Raw genomic sequence first — 16,435 nt, 5'->3', positions numbered from 1 at the left:
GGTCCACCACCGGACGGCCGACGGGGGAACTCCGCACGGCCTCGCAGCGCCGCTGGGTCAGGGGTGGTGCGCCGTACCGGCGTACCACCACTGGGAGCCAGGCCCAGCACCGGCGCCGCGAGGCGAGGGAACGTTCCGACAAGTCGGCAGGTGCGACCCGGGTGGGGCCCGGACGTTCAGTAGACAACGGCTTTCGGTCGACCCGCAGCCAGCGGGTCCCAGGTCGGCCCGAAGGGCGCCGGGCCCCGATCCGAAGGACGCGAGGCCGCTCCGGCGCGTCCGCTCTTACCCGCCTCTTGGCGAATCGACACCCCCGTAGGGCCGCCGCGACGCAGCGGCGCAGGCTGGGCGCACTATGGTGGAGCCCTGCGTACAGATACGAAGGGGCAGCAGTGAACGACGGCGACGGGACCCTGGCGGCGGAAGCCCAGGGGAGGCGGTTCGGCCCGCTCGGCACGGCCTTGGTGATCATTCCGACCTACAACGAGGCGGAGAACATCAAGAAGATCGTCGGCCGGGTGCGATCCGCCGTGCCCGAGGCGCACGTCCTGGTGGCGGACGACAACAGCCCCGACGGCACGGGCAAGCTGGCCGACGAGCTGGCGGCCGACGACGAGAACGTCCAGGTCCTCCACCGCAAGGGCAAGGAAGGGCTCGGTGCCGCCTACCTCGCGGGGTTCCGCTGGGGTCTGGAGCACGGCTACGGCGTACTCATCGAGATGGACGCCGACGGCTCGCACCAGCCGGAGGAACTTCCCCGCCTGCTGACCGCGCTCAAGGGCGCCGACCTCGTCCTCGGCTCGCGCTGGGTGCCGGGCGGGCGCGTGGTGAACTGGCCCAAGTCCCGCGAGTTCATCTCGCGCGGCGGCAGCCTGTACTCCCGCGTCCTGCTCGACGTGCCGATCCGGGACGTGACGGGCGGCTACCGCGCCTTCCGGCGCGAGACCCTCGAAGGCCTCGGCCTCGGCGAGGTCGCCTCGCAGGGCTACTGCTTCCAGGTCGACCTGGCCCGCCGCGCGGTGCGGGCCGGCTACCACGTCGTCGAGGTCCCGATCACGTTCGTCGAGCGCGAGCTGGGCGACTCCAAGATGAGCCGCGACATCCTCGTGGAGGCGCTGTGGCGCGTCACCACCTGGGGTGTGGGCGAGCGGGTCGGCCGGATCACCGGCCGCAAGAAGTCCTGACCCCGCACCGACACCACGCGAGACGCACTCACCGGCCCGTCCGGGCGGCAGAGGCGCACTCACCGGCCCCGTCCAGGCATCTGGGGTGGGCCGGTGAGCCGCGCCGAGGCCGCGGGCGGCCGGGTTGAGCGTCCGCTTATCCCGATTTGAGGCGCGCCCAGGCACACTGGGAGCATGACGACAGGCGTTTCGACCCCCACCCGCCCGCAGCGCTCGCGGCTGCGCACCTTCCTGCCGCTCGGCGTCGCGGTGTGGCTGGTGCTGGAGATCTGGCTGCTGACGCTCGTCGCGCGCGCCACGAGCGGTTTCGTGGTGTTCCTGCTGCTGGTCGCCGGGTTCGTCCTCGGCGCCGTGGTCATCAAGCGGGCCGGCCGCCGGGCCTTCCGGAATCTCTCCCAGACGCTGCAACAGGCGCAGGGCGGTGTCACGCCGACGGGCGGTGACGGGGGCGGGGGCAACGGCCTGACGATGCTCGGCGGCCTGCTCCTGATGATCCCGGGCCTGATCTCCGACGCCGTCGGACTGCTCCTGCTGGTCCCGCCGGTCCAGAAGGGCGTCAGCCGCCTCGCGCAGAGCACCTTCGAGCGCAAGATGCGGCTCGCCGCGCCCGGCACCGTCGGCGACGCGTTCCAGCAGGCCCGAATGCACCGCCCGGACGGCAAGGTGGTCCAGGGCGAGGTCATCAGGGACGACACCCCGCGCGAGCCCGGCGGCACCTATCCGCCCCTGAACCGCTAGGTCGCGGACACGGCCCAGGGTCGTAGACACGGCCCGGTCCTGTCCGATGCCACCACTCCGCCGGATCCCGGGCCGTGACACGGTCCCGGGGCCGGCGGTTTCGTGCGTTCACCGGGATCCGGGGGCTCGGCGGAAGACGTTCACCGGGATCCGCGCGCTCGGAGGAAGACGTTCACCGGGATCCGCCGCGGGCTTGGTGGAAGGCGTTCACCGGGGTGCACCGAAACGCACGAGACCGCGGGCCCCGTACCTGAGTACGGTGCCCGCGGTCTCGGCGTGCGGTGTATGCCGCTCGACCCTCTGAGGGGTCAGGCGGACTTTCGGCTGTCCCGCGGATGAACCGCGATGTTCATCGCGCCGGAGCGAAGAACGGCCAAACGCTCCGCGAGGACCTCTTCGAGCTCCTCGCGAGTGCGCCGCTCCATCAGCATGTCCCAGTGCGTGCGCGCGGGCTTCGCCTTCTTTTCCTCAGGGCCGTCGCCGTCCACGAGAAGTGCCTGGGCCCCGCAGACCTTGCACTCCCACTCCGGCGGAATTTCGGCCTCCACCGAGAAGGGCATCTCAAACCGGTGCCCCTTCTCGCATGCGTACTCCACGGCCTGGCGCGGGGCCAGGTCGATGCCGCGGTCCGTCTCATAGCTGGTCACTACGAGGCGTGTGCCGCGAAGAGCTCGCTCACTCATGAATCGTGCCTCCCGGGCTTGTCGCCCACAGGACAGGTGTCGCTGTCGTCGTCATCCGGTCAACGTCCGGTCGGCGGTAAAGATTCCCGTTGTGGGTCATGCGTCGCCGTCGTAGCCGCCCCTTGTTGTACCCACCGTCGCCCGGTTTGTCACATCTGGCATCAGATGTCACCCAACGCTTCAGTATCATTGACGCGCAGTAACGGTACGCCAGGCAGGCCAAACGCGTACACTACCGCTCTTTGGCCCCGGACGCTAAACCATCTCGGGCACGGGATTGCCCGCGTCCCGGATCGCCTGCCGCACCGGAACCCGCGCCAGCAGGACGAAGCCGATGACGAAGAAGACCACGAGCGAGATGATCGCGTCCCGATAACTTCCCGTGAGCTGGTAGGTCAGTCCGAAGAGCAGCGGGCCGAGCCAGCTCATCCCGCGGTCGCTCATCTCGTACGCCGAGAAGTACTCGGCCTCCTTCCCGCTCGGCACCAGGTGCGAGAACAGGGAGCGCGACAGCGCCTGGCTGCCGCCCAGGACCAGTCCGATGCCGGCTGCGAGGACGAAGAACCACACGGGTGCCCCCGCGGGCAGGAAGTATCCGGCGGCGAGGGTGAGCGTCCAGGCGACGAGTGAGCCGAGGATGGTGCGTTTGGCTCCGTACGTACGAGCCAGCCGGCCCATGCCCAGTGCGCCCCCGACCGCGAGCACCTGGACCAGGAGTACGGCCGTGATCAGGGTCGACTGGCTGAGGCCCAGTTCCTCGGAGCCGTAGACGGAGGCCTGCGAGATGACGGTCTGGATGCCGTCGTTGTAGATGAGGTAGGCGAGCAGGAAGGAGAGCGTGAGGGGCTGGCGGCGCATGTCGCGCACCGTGGCGGCGAGCTGGCGCCATCCGTGCGCCGACGGCCGACCGGCCGAGGGCGTGTGGCGATCGCGCAGCCGCTTCAGCGGGATCAGGGTGAAGGCACCCCACCAGACACCCGCCGAGGCCAGACAGATACGTACGGCCGTCGACTCGGAGACGCCGAAGCTGTCATGGGCCGTGAAGAGGACCAGGTTCGCCACCAGGACCACGGAACCCGCCGCGTACCCGAAGGCCCAGCCGCGGGAGGAGACGGCGTCGCGCTCCTCGGGCGGGGCGATCTGCGGAAGGTAGGAGTTGTACAGGACCATCGACACGGCCAGCGAGGCGTTCGCGACGAGCAGCAGCAGCCCGCCCAGCAGATACCGGTCGCCGTCCAGGAAGAACATGCCCGCGGTGGCCGCGGCGCCCAGATAGGCCGCCGCCGCGAGCAGCGGCTTCTTGCGGCCCGTCCGGTCGGCGGCGGCACCGGCCATCGGCATCACGACGATCGACAGGATGACCGAGGCGGAGACCGCGTACGCGAAGAAGGAACCGGCGCGGACCGGTACCCCGAGCGGATGGACGAACCCGTCCGCGTCCGCCGCGTGCTTGGCCACCGCCGTCAGATAGGGGCCGAGGAACACGGTGAGCACGCTCGTCGAGTAGACGGAGCAGGCCCAGTCGTAGAAGTACCAGCCGCGTTGTTCTCGCCGGCGCTCCGCGGCCTCGTCGGCCGCCCCCGCCCGCACGGTGTCCGTGCTCACCCGTGCCTCGCTTCCCCGTGAACGGACCGCGCGAGGAGGCTCAGAACCAGGTGCCCCGGTCTTCCAGGACCTTGCGCAGCGTGTCGATGTGATCGGTCATGATGCCATCGACTCCCAGGTCCAGGAGCCGGTGCATGCGTTCCGATTCGTTTACGGTCCACACGTGCACCTGGAGCCCGCGCGCGTGGGCGGCCCGTACGAAACGGCGGTCGACCACCGGAACGCCCGACTGTGTCTCGGGGACCTGGGCCGCGACCGCGGAGCGCCGCACCGCCGCGGGCACGCCCCAGGAGCGCAGCCGCAGATTGAGCACCCCCCGGGTGCCGAACGAGGTGGCCAGGCGGGGCCCGGCGAGATGCTGGGCACGGGTCACCCGGGCCTCGGAGAACGAACCGACGCAGACGCGGTCCCAGGCGTCGGTGCGGCCGATCAGGTCGAGCAGCGGGGCGAGCGCGGGTTCGGTCTTGACGTCGACGTTCCAGCGCGTCTCGGGGAACTCCTCGAGCAGCTCCTCGAAGAGGGGGACCGGCTCCTTGCCCGCCACGCGTGCCTGGCTCACGTCGGCCCAGGGGAGGTCCGCGATCCGGCCCGCGCCGTCCGTCACCCGGTCGAGGGTCGTGTCGTGGAAGGCGACCAGCCTGCCGTCCGCCGTGGCGTGCACGTCGGTCTCGATGTAGCGGTATCCGGCGTTCACCGCCCGCCGGAACTGCGCCAGGGTGTTCTCCAGGCCGTCCGCAGATCCGCCGCGGTGTGCGAAGGGGATCGGGCCGGGGTGGTCGAGGTAGGGATGAAGAGTGCGCGTGCTCACCCGGGCAGTATGGCGCGCTCGGGTTGACCTTGGGCGACAACGGCGCTGCGGAGGGGTGCCGGACGGGCGGCGAACACCTTCAGGAAGAGCTGGGCCAGAGGTCCGATGGCGACGGCGTAGAGCACCGTGCCGGCCCCGACCGTGCCGCCCAGCGCGAAACCGGTCGCGACGACGGCCACCTCGAGGACCGTGCGCACCAGGCGGACCGAGCGGCCCGTACGCCGGTGCAGTCCCGTCATCAGGCCGTCGCGGGGACCCGGGCCGAAGCTGGCCGAGATGTACAGGCCCGTGGCCACGCCGTTCAGCCCGACGCCCGCCACCAGCAGTGGAATCCGCAGGGCCAGTGCGTGGGCGTCCGGGATCAGGGCCAGGGTGCCGTCCATGGCCAGGCCGACCACGAAGACGTTGGAGACGGTGCCGAGGCCGGGCCGCTGGCGCAGGGGGATCCACAGGAGCAGCACCGCGGCCCCCACGATGATCGACACGACGCCGATCGTCAGACCGGTCAGCTCGGCGAGGCCCTGGTGCAGTACGCCCCATGGCTCCAGGCCGAGACCCGCCTCCACGAGGAGCGCCGAGCTCGCGCCGTACAGGGCGAGCCCGGCGTAGAGCTGGACGAGACGGCGGGGGAGCCGCCCGGAGCCGGGAGCCTCGGCGGGTACGGACGCGGAGTGTGTGGACAAGGGATGCCCCCCGGTGGTGGTAGTGGCCTGGCGCATGACACTCTGTGGCTTGAGAAGTGGCTTCAACCATGGCCAATTCGGGGAAGGTGGACTGGAATCATGGCGCAGTGGACTTCGGCGGTGGGGGCCGCACAGCTCGCCCGGCTCCTCAACTCCCAGCAGGAGCGGCCCGCCGGTCCGGGGACCCGGCGTCCGCCCGCCTATCGTGCCCTGGCCGACGGTGTGCGGCTGCTCGTGCTCGAAGGACGGGTGCCGGTCGCCGCGCGGCTGCCCGCCGAACGCGAACTGGCGCTCGCCCTGTCCGTCAGCCGGACGACTGTGGCCGCGGCCTACGAGGCACTGCGCGCGGAGGGCTTCCTGGAGTCGCGCCGCGGGGCCGGGAGCTGGACCGCCGTGCCCGCCGGGAACCCGCTGCCCGCACGCGGACTGGAACCACTGCCGCCCGAGGCCCTCGGCTCGATGATCGACCTCGGCTGCGCGGCGCTTCCCGCGCCGGAGCCGTGGCTGACCCGTGCCGTCCAGGGCGCCCTGGAGGAACTGCCCCCGTACGCGCACACGCACGGCGACTACCCCGCGGGCCTTCCCGCGCTGCGCGCCATGCTCGCCGAGCGCTATACGGCACGCGGCATCCCGACCATGCCCGAGCAGATCATGGTGACCACCGGGGCGATGGGCGCGATCGACGCGATCTGTCACCTCTTCGCCGGGCGCGGCGAACGGATCGCCGTCGAGTCCCCCTCCTACGCCAACATCCTCCAGTTGATGCGGGAGGCCGGCGCCCGGCTGGTGCCCGTCGCGATGGCCGAGGGACTGGCCGGCTGGGACATGGACCGCTGGCGCCAGGTCCTGCGCGACGCGGCGCCCCGGCTCGCCTACGTCGTCGCCGACTTCCACAACCCCACCGGCGCGCTCGCCGACGAGGACCAGCGGCGCGGGCTCGTGGACGCTGCGCGCTCGGCCGGCACCGTGCTGGTCGTCGACGAGACGATGAGCGAGCTGCATCTGGACGAGGGGCTGGAGATGCCGCGCCCCGTGTGCGGGTTCGACCCGGCCGGCTCGACCGTGATCACCGTCGGTTCGGCGAGCAAGGCCTTCTGGGCGGGCATGCGGATCGGCTGGGTCCGGGCCGCGCCCGACGTCATCCGCAGCCTGGTCGCCGCGCGCGCCTACGCCGACCTCGGCACGCCCGTGCTGGAACAGCTCGCCGTCAACTGGCTGCTCAGCACGGGGGGCTGGGAGGAGGCCGTCGACATCCGGCGCACGCAGGGCCGCGACAACCGCGACGCCCTCGTCGCGGCCGTCCGCAGGGAATTGCCCGACTGGGAGTTCTCCGTGCCGCGTGGCGGTCTCACGCTCTGGGTGCGTACGGGCGGGCTGTCCGGTTCGCGGCTCGCCGAGGTCGGCGAGCGCGTGGGCGTACGGGTGCCCTCGGGGCCCCGGTTCGGGGTCGACGGCGCCTTCGAGGGATACGTCCGGCTCCCGTTCACGGTGGGCGGCGCGCTCGCGGACGAGGCGGCGGCACGACTGGCCGCGGCCGCCCGCCTGGTGGAAACCGGAGCGACCGGAGGAGAGGACGGCCCGCGCACGTTCGTGGCGTAGCGCCGGACGGAGTCCCGGAGCAGGTCCCCGGGACTCTGTCCCGCAACGCCGGACGGGCCGGAACCCGCCTGGGGTCCGGCCCGTTCTGTGTCCGCGCTCCGCGGAGGGGGGTGTGTCCTACCCCTCCGCCACCGCGACTCCCGCGATCCCGGAGGGCAGTTGTTCCGCCGCGTCCGCGGGTGTCGTCCGTTCCGGCAGCAGGTCGAGCACCGCCCGCCGCTGGGCCTCGCTCGTGGCGTCGTCGTAGGGGTCCGGCGTGGCCGGGACCTGGAGACGCAGGACGGGGCCGGTGCCCAGGCGCGCGTAGCCGCGGCCGGGCGGGACGTCCCGGGTGGGGGTGGTGTGCGGGGGCGCCCCCAGGACCGCCTCCAGCTCGGCGGCCGAGGCGGTGCCGAGCACCACGCGCGCGCGGGTGTGCTGCCGTACCGCGTCACCGATGGAGTCGAGGTTCTCGAAGTGCTCGGCGATCACGACCGTGACGCCCGCGGCGCGGCCGTGCCGCAGCGGGGTCTGGAGCAGTGACCGGGGGTCCTCGCGTCCGTCGGCCGCGGCCAGATGGCCGAGCGCGCTGGGCCGGTCCAGCAGGATCCACAGCGGGTTCCTGATGTCGTCGGGGGAGGGATGCCCCGCCTGGCGGGCGCGGTTCGCGGCGATCAGCCGCCGCTCGGTCTCGTGCGCCGCCCATTCGAGGCTGGCGAGCGCCCCGCCCGTCGAGCACTCGACGGCCAGGACGCCCTCGCGCCCGGTCAGACACGCGTATTCGCCGGTGCCTCCGCCGTCGACGACGACGACATCGCCGTGCTGGAGGGCCTGCAGGGCGATGGAGCGCAGGAGGGTGGTCGTGCCGGCGCCGGGTTCGCCCGTGATCAGCAGGTGCGGCTCGGTGGAGCGGGCGCCCGTACGCCAGACGACCGGCGGAACGTCGCGCTGCTCCGCGCCGTGGGTGAGGGGGAGCGTGCGCTGGACGTCGGCCGGATCGGTGAATCCGAGGACCGTCTCGCCGGGCGCGGTCACGAAGCGCTGGGCGGCGATGTCGGTGGGCAGGGGCGCGAGGACCGTGACGGTGAGTTCGTTGCCCTCCTCGTCCCAGTCGAAGTGGTACTCACGGCCGCGGCCCGACTTGGCGTGCAGGAGGTGCTCGATGCGGGCGCGGGAGTCCGGCTCGCCGTCCGTGAAGTACGCGGGGTAGTGGACGAGCAGACGGGAGATCCGTCCGTCGTCGTCGAAGTCGTACGAGGCGAAGGCCTTCTCCCAGTCGCCGCCGTGGGCGTACAGGGGAGCGGGGTCGTCGGCCGCGGAGAAGTACGGGACGAGCGCGTCGTAGAGCGACTGGAGGCGTCCGATCTGCGCCTCGTCCGGGCCGGTCGCGGGCGGTGGGGTGCGCTCGCGACCGGTCCAGGCTGCCGCCGCCATCAGAGTGATGACGGCGAGCAGCGGTCCGTACGGCACCAGGGCCACGATCAGGACCACCGAGGCCACCAGGAACAGCAGCGGTCCGCGCCGGTCCTTGGGGGTGGCGGCCCACTTGCGCCGTCCGGCGGCTGCCAGCCGGCGCAGTCCACGGGTGACCGTGATCAGTGGATGGAGGACATCGGTGGCGCTGTCGGCTGCCGTCCTGGCCAGCTCCCGGCTCTTGGCGATCTGTGCGGTGCCGTTGCTGAGGATGCGGGGGAGAGGGCGCCGAGCCACTGCTGTCTCCTGGAGGTGCGTACGAGGTGGGGGGACGTCGTCAGAACTTGATCCCGCCGAGGAGGCCCGCCAGGCTCTCCCCGCCGGCCTTGATGCTGGGCGCGATGGCCGTGCTGGCGAGGTAGAAGCCGAAGAGTGCGGCCACCAGGGCGTGCGACGCCTTCAGCCCGTCCTTCTTGAAGAAGAGGAAGACGATGATGCCGAGAAGGACGACGCCTGACATGGACAGAATCATTTGAGCTCTCCTGGATCGTGGGGACGGTCACCATGAGTTGTCCCAGGATCACAGCATGTATCCATACGATAAAAGGTGCAACAGGGTGAAAACTGGCTGATTTCACCCGCGCGACAGAGCCGGCTTGCGCCGCCTGAGCTGCCCTGTTGCGCTCGATGCGCACTTTGTGATCTTTGCCGCCGGGGATGCCTGTCATGTGCCGCCGGAGCCAGTACTCTGTCGATTCACCCGAACGGTTGCATGGAGAGGTGGTCCGGCCGATGAGCGAAGCCCCCGACCCCGAGGTCGTGGAGCTCGCGACCAAGATCTTCGATCTTGCGCGACGCGGCGAGACGGAGACGCTCGTGGCGTATGTCGACGCGGGTGTGCCGGTCGGTCTCACCAACGACCGCGGCGACTCGCTCGTGATGCTCGCCGCCTACCACGGCCACGCCGACGCGGTCCGCGCCCTCCTGGAGCGCGGCGCCGAGGCCGACAGGGTGAACGACCGGGGCCAGACCCCTCTCGCCGGCGCCGTCTTCAAGGGCGAGGAGGCCGTCATCCGGGTCCTCCTGACCGCCGGCGCCGATCCGGCCGCGGGCACCCCGTCGGCCGTCGACACGGCACGCATGTTCGCCAAGACGGACCTGCTCGAATTGTTCGGCACGCCATGAATCGAACGCGCTGACCAGGCGAAACGCAGGAAAAAAGGGAGGCGGAACGGGGCCGCCGGAAATACGGTCGCGGCAGGAAGAACGGCCGGGTCATCATGGCGACGTGATTCACGGACGCGATGGCTGGGCAGGAGTTGCCGCACCGCGCGGGCCGTGACTCGGCCCGCATGGGCCACCGACGAGAGGCAGAGGAAGATGGTCTACAGCAAGCAAGAGACGGCGGGCGCCCCGACGTGTTGTCACGCGGCCAGGTAATGCAGGATCCCGGTTGCGTCGACGCTTGATGTGAGGCTGTTTCCCATGTTCGATCCGGTCATAGCGCCCAGCGGGACCCTGCTCGGCCTGCTCCAGAGGGGCCGCGGCGACGGCACGCTGCACGCACTCACCGCACCGCGGGCCGAGGCGCTCGCGGCACTGAACCACTGCGTTCTCAGAGACCCCCGCCACGACTGGCAGGTGGAGAACCGCTCCCTGTACTACGCCCGTCTCTACCTCGACCTGAACGGTGAGCTCGACGAGATCGAGCGGCACCTCTTCGACGCCGAGGACGTCCTGGACGACTGCGAGTCACGCACGGGGCTCGCCCTCGCGGTCCTCGGCCACCTCGCCTCCTACGGCAGGCGCGACGCGCTCGCCCTGCTGCGCAGGTACGCCGCGGTCGGCTCCAACTGGAACTGGGCCCTGGACGAACTGGCCCTGCGCGACGACGACGCGGGCCTGCGCGCCCTCGCCGCCCCCGTGCTCGCCCGGTTCCCGGCCGATCCGGAGGGCGAGGCCGCCCTCGCCGCCGTCGTGCGCGACGCCTTCGAGCCACGGCCCTGGCGGCTGTGGGCCGACGACTCCCGTACGTCCATCGCCACCCGGGTGCGCGCCGCCCGGGAAGCCGGGTCCTTCGACCGCTGGCAACGCCAGATGCGGCCGACCGGACCCCGCCCCGGCTGGAGTGTCGGCGCCGTCTTCGAATGGGCCCAGCAGGGCGTCGAACGCGGGGCCGCGCTGCACGTCCCCGCCGCCCGCTGCCTGACCGCCGTCGCCGGACCCGAGGACCGCCCCGAGATCGTCGCGGCCGCGCGCCACGGCGTGGAGGGCGCCCGCTGCACAGCCCTGCGCTATCTCGCCGACGGCAACGACCCTGACGCCCTCGACCTGATCGAGGCGGCTGTCGCGGACGGTTCCACGGCCGTCGCCGAGGCCGCCGTCGACGCCTTCGAACGCATGCGGAGCGTCGCCGCAGTCGACCGGGCCCGCGGCTGGGCCCACCGGCCCGACGTCCTCGGCGCCGCGGCGGGCCGTGTGCTCGCCTGCCGGGGCGGCGCCCAGGACCGCGATCTCGTCCTGGCCGCCCTGCGCGAGGCCGTACGGGGCGAGGGCCCCGACGCGCCGACCCTGTGGACCCTCGTCGACGGCACCGGACGGCTCGGCATCGCCTGCGCCGCCCCCGTGCTGCGGCACATCTACCGGGAGACCGCGTCGTCGCACCTGCGTCAGCGCGCCGCCCGCGCCCTGGCCGCCACGGACCCCTCCTTCCCCGCGGGCTTCGCCGTCGAGTGCCTCTGGGACTGCGAGGAGACCACCCGGGAGATCGCCGCACGCCACGCCGAGACCGGTGACGCGCGCGTGGTCGACCAGCTCCGCCGGCTGGCGGCGGATCCGGCCGAGGAGGCCGAAGTCCAGACAGCCGTACGGAGCAGGATCGGGCCCGACATGCCGGCCGTATGAACGTTCGGTGACCCGGGAGTCAGGAGCGCGTGGACGGGGGCTGACCTGCCCGGGTGCGGAGCGGAACGCTCACGGGACGTTCATCGTTCGCATAGATCCACGTTGACGCGGCCACGTCCAGCGGGGCGAGAACACCCGTATGCGTGTCGTCATCGTGACCGAATCCTTTCCCCCCGATGTGAACGGCGTGGCCCACTGCGCGCTCCAGACCGCCCGGCACCTCGTCGATCGCGGTCACGCTCCCCTTGTCGTCGCCCCCGCCACCTCCCCCAAGTTCTCGGCCTTCCCCGACCAGGGAGGCACCTCCACGGGGAACGGGCCCGGCGCCCTCGCGCCGTGCCCGGTCGTCCGCGTTCCCTCCATCCCGCTCCCGGGCTACCCGCAGGTCCGCGTCGCCCTCCCCAGCCGACGCGTCGCCGCGGCCATCACCGAACACCGCGCCGACATCGTCCACCTGGCCAGCCCCTTCATCCTCGGCGTCCGCGGCATGGCGGCCGCCTCCCGGCTCGGCATCCCCGCCGTGGCCGTCTACCAGACCGACCTCGCCGGATACGCCCGCACGTACATCAGCGCGGGTGAGGCCACCGCGTGGCGCCGCATCCGCTCGGTGCATGCCGCGGCCGATCGGACCCTCGCTCCCTCCAGCGCGGCCCTGCGCGACCTGGAGGCGCACGGTGTGCCCCGGGTACGCCTGTGGGCGCGCGGTGTCGACACCGTCCGCTTCCGCCCCGGTCACCGTGACGAGGCGCTCCGCCGCGAACTCGCGCCGAACGGCGAGGTGATCGTCGGCTACGTCGGCCGGCTCGCCCCCGAGAAGCAGATCGAACTGCTCTCCGGAGTCTGCGGACTCGACGGCGTCCGCGTCGTCGTGGTGGGCGACGGACCCAGCGAGACCACCCTGCGCGGCGCGCTCCCCGGCGCGGTCTTCCTCGGCCGGCGCACCGGCGACGACCTCGCCCGGATCTTCGCCTCGCTGGACGTCTTCGCGCACACCGGCCCCTTCGAGACCTTCTGCCAGACCGTGCAGGAGGCCATGGCCAGCGGCGTGCCCGTCGTCGCGCCCGCCGCGGGCGGGCCGCTCGACCTGGTCGACCACGGCCGCACCGGGCTGCTGGTCCCGCCCCGCGACGCCGACGCCGTACGGGACGCGGTGCGCACCCTGGCCGCCGATCCCGCGCTGCGGGCGGCCTACGGCGCCGCCGGCCACGCCATGGTCGAGGGCCGCACCTGGGCCGCCGTCGGCGACCAGCTCATCGGCCACTACGAGGACGTGCTCTCCGCGCGGAAGCTGGTGGCGGCATGAGCCTGCGCATCGTACGGCTCGCCAACTTCGTCGCCCCCTCCTCCGGAGGGCTGCGCACCGCCCTGCGGGAGCTGGGCGCCGGCTACCGGGAGGCCGGCCACGAGCCGGTGCTCGTCATACCCGGAGAGCGCGCGAGCGACCGTGACACCGAACAGGGACGGGTGATCACACTGCCCGGCCCGCTGCTGCCCGGCACCGGCGGCTACCGCGTCCTCACCGACAGGCGGCGCCTTTCCCGGCTCCTGGAGTCGCTCGCCCCGGACCGCCTGGAGGTCTCGGACCGCACCACCCTGCGCTGGACCGGAGTCTGGGCACGGCGGGCCCGGGTGCCCGCCGTGATGGTCTCCCACGAGACCGCCGACGGTGTACTGCGCACCTGGGGACTGTCCGAGGCGATGGCCCGGCGGACCGCCGACGCCCTCAACGTCCGTACGGCGCACTCCTACGCGCGCGTGGTGTGCACCACCGAGTTCGCCGAGCGCGAGTTCGTCCGGATCGGCGCCCGCAATGTCGTACGAGCCCCCCTGGGCGTCGACCTGGTGGACCGCCACCCCGCCCTGCGCGACCCGGCCCTGCGCGCCCGCCACGCGCGCGCGGACCAGGTCCTGCTCGTCATGTGCTCCCGCCTGTCCGTCGAGAAGCGCCCCGGCACGGCGCTCGACGCGCTGGAGGCGCTGCTGCGGCGCGGTGAGCGGGCCGTGCTCGTCGTCGCCGGGGACGGGCCGCTCAGGGCCCGGCTCGAACAGCGCGCCCGGGAGCGGAGGCTGCCCGTCACCTTCCTCGGGCACGTCGCCGACCGCGCCCTGCTCGGTTCCCTCCAGGCCTCCGCGGACGTGTGCCTGGCACCCGGGCCGGCGGAGACCTTCGGGCTCGCCGCCCTGGAGGCCATGGCCTGCGGCACCCCCGTCGTCGCCAGCTCGCTCTCCGCCCTGCCGGAGATCGTCGGCTCCGCCGGAGCCACCGCCGCCGACAGCGGCGACTCCTTCGCGGACGCGGTGGGGCTGCTCCTCGGCCGCGCCGAGAACGAGCGCAGGCAGGCCGCACGCGCGCGTGCCGAGTGCTTCGGCTGGGACGCCGCCGTGACGGGCTTCCTCGCCGCGCACGACGCGGTGGCCGTGCACCGGCCGAGTCTCCAGGAGGGTGTGGCATGAGACCGGTGCGGTTCGTCGCTCTCGGGGACTCCCTCACGGAAGGGGTGGGCGACCCCGTCGGGGACCGGTGGCGCGGATGGGCCGAACTGCTCGCCCCCGGGCTCGCCCCCGGGGACGCGCCCGTGCGGTTCACCAACCTCGCGGTCAGTGGGGCGCAGACACGGGACGTCCTCGAACGGCAGACCCCGGCCGCGCTCGCCCTGGAGCCCGACATCGTCTCCGTCGTGATCGGCGTCAACGACACCCTGCGGTACACGTTCGACATCCACTCGGTGGCCGAACGGCTCGACACCGTGTACGCGGCGTTCCGCGCGCGGGACACCGTCGTGCTGACGGCCTGCCTCCCGGACCCCGGCTCGATGCTGGGGCTGCCGGGAGCGCTGGCCCGCCCGCTGGCCCGGCGTCAGCACGCGGTCAACGCGGTGGTGCACGCGCTCTCGAAGCGGCACGGGGCGATGCATCTGCACGCGGCCGAGGAGGACTGGCTCCACGACCGCGCCGTGTGGAGCGCCGACCGGCTGCACCCGGGGGAGCTGGGCCACCGTCAACTGGCCCTGCGCTTCCACGCGCTGCTCGCCGAGGAGGGCGTCGCCGACGGGATCACCCCGTCGGCCGAGGCCGAGTTCCCCGCGCCGACCCGCACCGCGAGCCTTCTGTGGCTGGCCACGGCCGGAACCGGCTGGGTCGCCAGGCGCTGCACGGACCTGCTGCCCCAGTTGCTCACCCTCGCCGCGTCCGAGGTGCGCCACCGGGCCCGGGGCACCAGCGCCCGGCTCGACCTGAGCGCCTCGCACGCCGTCGCGTCCGCCCTGGCGGCCCTGTCGGTCGCGGAACAGCCGGACGTGGCCTGACGGACGGAACCCGCGGCGGCCTCAGCGGCGGCGTACGACCAGGAAACGCACCGGGGTCCCCGGGACCGCCTGAGCGGCCGCCGGAAGGTCGCCGGGACGGACGACCGCGATCACCGGGTACCCCCCGGTGGTCGGATGGTCGGCGAGGAAGACGACCGGGCGGCCGTCGGGCGGCACCTGGACGGCACCCGGCACCAGGCCCTCACTGGGGAGTTCGCCGGAGACGGCCCTCTCCAGCGAGGGCCCTTCCGTGCGCAGACCGATGCGGTTGCTCGCCGACGAGACCCGGTAGGCCCGGGTCGCCAGCGTCCGCAGGGCCGCCTCGGTGAACCAGTCGTCGCGCGGGCCGAGCGTCACGCGCAGAACCAGCTCGGCGGGCGGCGCGCGGTGCGGGACGACGTCCACGCGCGCGTGAAGGGTGCCCGGACTCCCCAGGGGAAGGACCGCGCCGTCCGTCAGCGGCGGCGGGCCGAGCCCCGAGAGGAGGTCGGTCGAGCGGCTGCCGAGCACCGGATCGACGGCCACGCCGCCGGACACGGCCACGTAACTCCGTAGCCCCGCGCGCGCGGAACCGACGTCCAGGAGGGCCCCCGCGGGAACCCGGACAGGAGCCCCCCAGGCGACGGGGCGGCCGTCCACCCGCACCGGACAGGGCGCTCCCGTCACGGCCACCGTGACCGGGGAACGAGGGCGCAGGGCACAGCCGTCGACCGTCGTCTCCAGCACGGCCGCCCCCGCGGGGTTGGCGACGAGCCGGTTGGCCAGCTCCGCCGCGGGCGCGTCGAGCGCTCCCGAGCGCGGAACGCCGAGATGGGCGTGCCCGGGCCGCCCCTGGTCCTGGACGGTGGTCAGGGCACCGGCCCGCACCACCGCGAGGGCCCGGTCGCTCATGAACACCTCTCCGGTACGAAGCGCACCCGCGCGCCGGGTGCCAGCAGCGCGGCCGGCACGCGCGCGTGGTCCCACAGCATCGCGTCCGTCGTGCCGATCAGCTGCCAGCCGCCCGGCGAACTGCGTGGGTACACACCGGTGTACGGGCCCGCCAGCGCCACGGAGCCCGCGGGCACCGCCGTGCGCGGGCTCGCCCGGCGCGGCACGTCGTACCGTGCCGGCAGTCCCGTCAGATAGCCGAAGCCGGGCGCGAACCCGCAGAAGGCGACCCGGAACGCGGCCGCGGCGTGGATCTGCGGCACCTCGCGCACTCCCACCCCCCAGTGGGCGGCCACGGCCGCCAGGTCGGGACCGTCGTACCGTACGGGGATCTCGACGACGGCGTCCGCGCGCGCGGTCAGCGGGGGGATCTCCCAGCCGGGCAGCACCTCCGCGAGCCGGCCGGGGTCGTCCAGACCGTCCAGGAGCACCGTGCGGGCCGCCGGGACGATCTCCCGCACGGACAGCGAGCCCTCCGCGCGGCGCCGCAACAGTTCGGCGTGCAGCGCCTGGGCGGCCTCCCCCGAGGCGACCTCCACCAGCAGCGCCCGCTCGCCGACGGGCAGGACCTTCACTGCGGTCCCTTCGCCGTTGTCCCCTTCGC

The 16,435-nt window shown here is 73.0% G+C and carries 16 protein-coding genes; 8 read left to right on the top strand and 8 right to left on the bottom strand.

What is annotated here, in order from left to right; genetic code table 11:
* The first annotated feature begins 392 nt into the window (after nucleotides 1–392).
* Both ACIQ7M_RS25170 and fxsA read left to right on the top strand, forming a co-directional pair.
* A complete protein-coding gene (locus tag ACIQ7M_RS25170; protein ID WP_355773138.1) occupies nucleotides 393–1,184 on the top strand; it encodes a polyprenol monophosphomannose synthase in 792 nt (263 codons plus the stop codon).
* 174 nt (nucleotides 1,185–1,358) lie between these two features.
* Nucleotides 1,359–1,922 carry an FxsA family membrane protein gene (gene fxsA, locus ACIQ7M_RS25165; protein ID WP_403648301.1) on the top strand — a complete coding sequence of 188 codons (564 nt, stop codon included), beginning with the start codon at nucleotides 1,359–1,361 and terminating at the stop codon, nucleotides 1,920–1,922.
* A gap of 308 nt (nucleotides 1,923–2,230) precedes the next feature.
* Here fxsA and ACIQ7M_RS25160 read toward each other — a convergent pair whose 3' ends face one another.
* The 4 genes from ACIQ7M_RS25160 to ACIQ7M_RS25145 all read right to left on the bottom strand — a co-directional run bounded on the left by ACIQ7M_RS25160 (nucleotide 2,231) and on the right by ACIQ7M_RS25145 (nucleotide 5,737).
* Nucleotides 2,231–2,605 (bottom strand): RNA polymerase-binding protein RbpA, encoded by a 375-nt coding sequence (locus ACIQ7M_RS25160; protein WP_030677841.1) that lies wholly within the window; start codon nucleotides 2,603–2,605, stop codon nucleotides 2,231–2,233.
* Nucleotides 2,606–2,860: 255 nt separating this feature from the next.
* On the bottom strand, nucleotides 2,861–4,210 hold the full coding sequence (locus tag ACIQ7M_RS25155; RefSeq protein WP_403648298.1) for an MFS transporter: 1,350 nt from the start codon (nucleotides 4,208–4,210) through the stop codon (nucleotides 2,861–2,863).
* Nucleotides 4,211–4,250: 40 nt separating this feature from the next.
* Nucleotides 4,251–5,018, bottom strand: a complete 768-nt coding sequence (locus ACIQ7M_RS25150; RefSeq protein ID WP_386980167.1) for a glycerophosphodiester phosphodiesterase — start codon at nucleotides 5,016–5,018, stop codon at nucleotides 4,251–4,253.
* The gene (locus ACIQ7M_RS25145; RefSeq protein WP_403648295.1) at nucleotides 5,015–5,737 is read right to left on the bottom strand and encodes a YitT family protein; all 723 of its coding nucleotides are present in this window, start codon (nucleotides 5,735–5,737) and stop codon (nucleotides 5,015–5,017) included. Before ACIQ7M_RS25145 ends, ACIQ7M_RS25150 begins: the two co-directional genes overlap by 4 nt.
* Before the next feature lie 63 nt (nucleotides 5,738–5,800).
* Here ACIQ7M_RS25145 and ACIQ7M_RS25140 point away from each other — a divergent pair, with 63 nt between their 5' ends.
* Nucleotides 5,801–7,300 (top strand): PLP-dependent aminotransferase family protein, encoded by a 1,500-nt coding sequence (locus ACIQ7M_RS25140; RefSeq protein ID WP_403648292.1) that lies wholly within the window; start codon nucleotides 5,801–5,803, stop codon nucleotides 7,298–7,300.
* A gap of 117 nt (nucleotides 7,301–7,417) precedes the next feature.
* Here ACIQ7M_RS25140 and ACIQ7M_RS25135 read toward each other — a convergent pair whose 3' ends face one another.
* Both ACIQ7M_RS25135 and ACIQ7M_RS25130 read right to left on the bottom strand, forming a co-directional pair.
* On the bottom strand, nucleotides 7,418–8,989 hold the full coding sequence (locus ACIQ7M_RS25135) for a hypothetical protein (RefSeq protein WP_403648289.1): 1,572 nt from the start codon (nucleotides 8,987–8,989) through the stop codon (nucleotides 7,418–7,420).
* A gap of 40 nt (nucleotides 8,990–9,029) precedes the next feature.
* Nucleotides 9,030–9,224, bottom strand: a complete 195-nt coding sequence (locus ACIQ7M_RS25130) for a hypothetical protein (RefSeq protein ID WP_037621052.1) — start codon at nucleotides 9,222–9,224, stop codon at nucleotides 9,030–9,032.
* A gap of 260 nt (nucleotides 9,225–9,484) precedes the next feature.
* Between ACIQ7M_RS25130 and ACIQ7M_RS25125 the strand changes: the two genes are divergently transcribed.
* From ACIQ7M_RS25125 to ACIQ7M_RS25105, 5 genes are all read left to right on the top strand, one after another.
* The gene (locus tag ACIQ7M_RS25125; RefSeq protein ID WP_355769122.1) at nucleotides 9,485–9,877 is read left to right on the top strand and encodes an ankyrin repeat domain-containing protein; all 393 of its coding nucleotides are present in this window, start codon (nucleotides 9,485–9,487) and stop codon (nucleotides 9,875–9,877) included.
* A gap of 300 nt (nucleotides 9,878–10,177) precedes the next feature.
* Nucleotides 10,178–11,596, top strand: a complete 1,419-nt coding sequence (locus tag ACIQ7M_RS25120) for a HEAT repeat domain-containing protein (RefSeq protein ID WP_403648284.1) — start codon at nucleotides 10,178–10,180, stop codon at nucleotides 11,594–11,596.
* A gap of 139 nt (nucleotides 11,597–11,735) precedes the next feature.
* Nucleotides 11,736–12,899, top strand: coding sequence for a glycosyltransferase family 1 protein (locus tag ACIQ7M_RS25115; protein ID WP_355769128.1), 1,164 nt, complete (start codon nucleotides 11,736–11,738; stop codon nucleotides 12,897–12,899).
* A complete protein-coding gene (locus ACIQ7M_RS25110) occupies nucleotides 12,896–14,050 on the top strand; it encodes a glycosyltransferase (RefSeq protein ID WP_403648281.1) in 1,155 nt (384 codons plus the stop codon). The genes ACIQ7M_RS25115 and ACIQ7M_RS25110 overlap by 4 nt, the downstream gene beginning before the upstream one ends.
* Nucleotides 14,047–14,901 (top strand): SGNH/GDSL hydrolase family protein, encoded by an 855-nt coding sequence (locus tag ACIQ7M_RS25105; RefSeq protein WP_355769133.1) that lies wholly within the window; start codon nucleotides 14,047–14,049, stop codon nucleotides 14,899–14,901. The genes ACIQ7M_RS25110 and ACIQ7M_RS25105 overlap by 4 nt, the downstream gene beginning before the upstream one ends.
* 21 nt (nucleotides 14,902–14,922) lie before the next feature.
* Here ACIQ7M_RS25105 and ACIQ7M_RS25100 read toward each other — a convergent pair whose 3' ends face one another.
* Nucleotides 14,923–15,792 (bottom strand): biotin-dependent carboxyltransferase family protein, encoded by an 870-nt coding sequence (locus ACIQ7M_RS25100; protein WP_403648278.1) that lies wholly within the window; start codon nucleotides 15,790–15,792, stop codon nucleotides 14,923–14,925.
* On the bottom strand, nucleotides 15,789–16,406 hold the full coding sequence (locus ACIQ7M_RS25095) for an allophanate hydrolase subunit 1 (protein ID WP_403648934.1): 618 nt from the start codon (nucleotides 16,404–16,406) through the stop codon (nucleotides 15,789–15,791). Before ACIQ7M_RS25095 ends, ACIQ7M_RS25100 begins: the two co-directional genes overlap by 4 nt.
* Nucleotides 16,407–16,435: the final 29 nt, after the last annotated feature.

Origin of the sequence: Streptomyces sp. NPDC096324 (genome assembly GCF_044763015.1) — a bacterium.
Taxonomy (GTDB): domain Bacteria; phylum Actinomycetota; class Actinomycetes; order Streptomycetales; family Streptomycetaceae; genus Streptomyces.
Note: the sequence above shows the minus strand (reverse complement) of the source record. Positions and strands in the feature narration are given on the sequence as shown.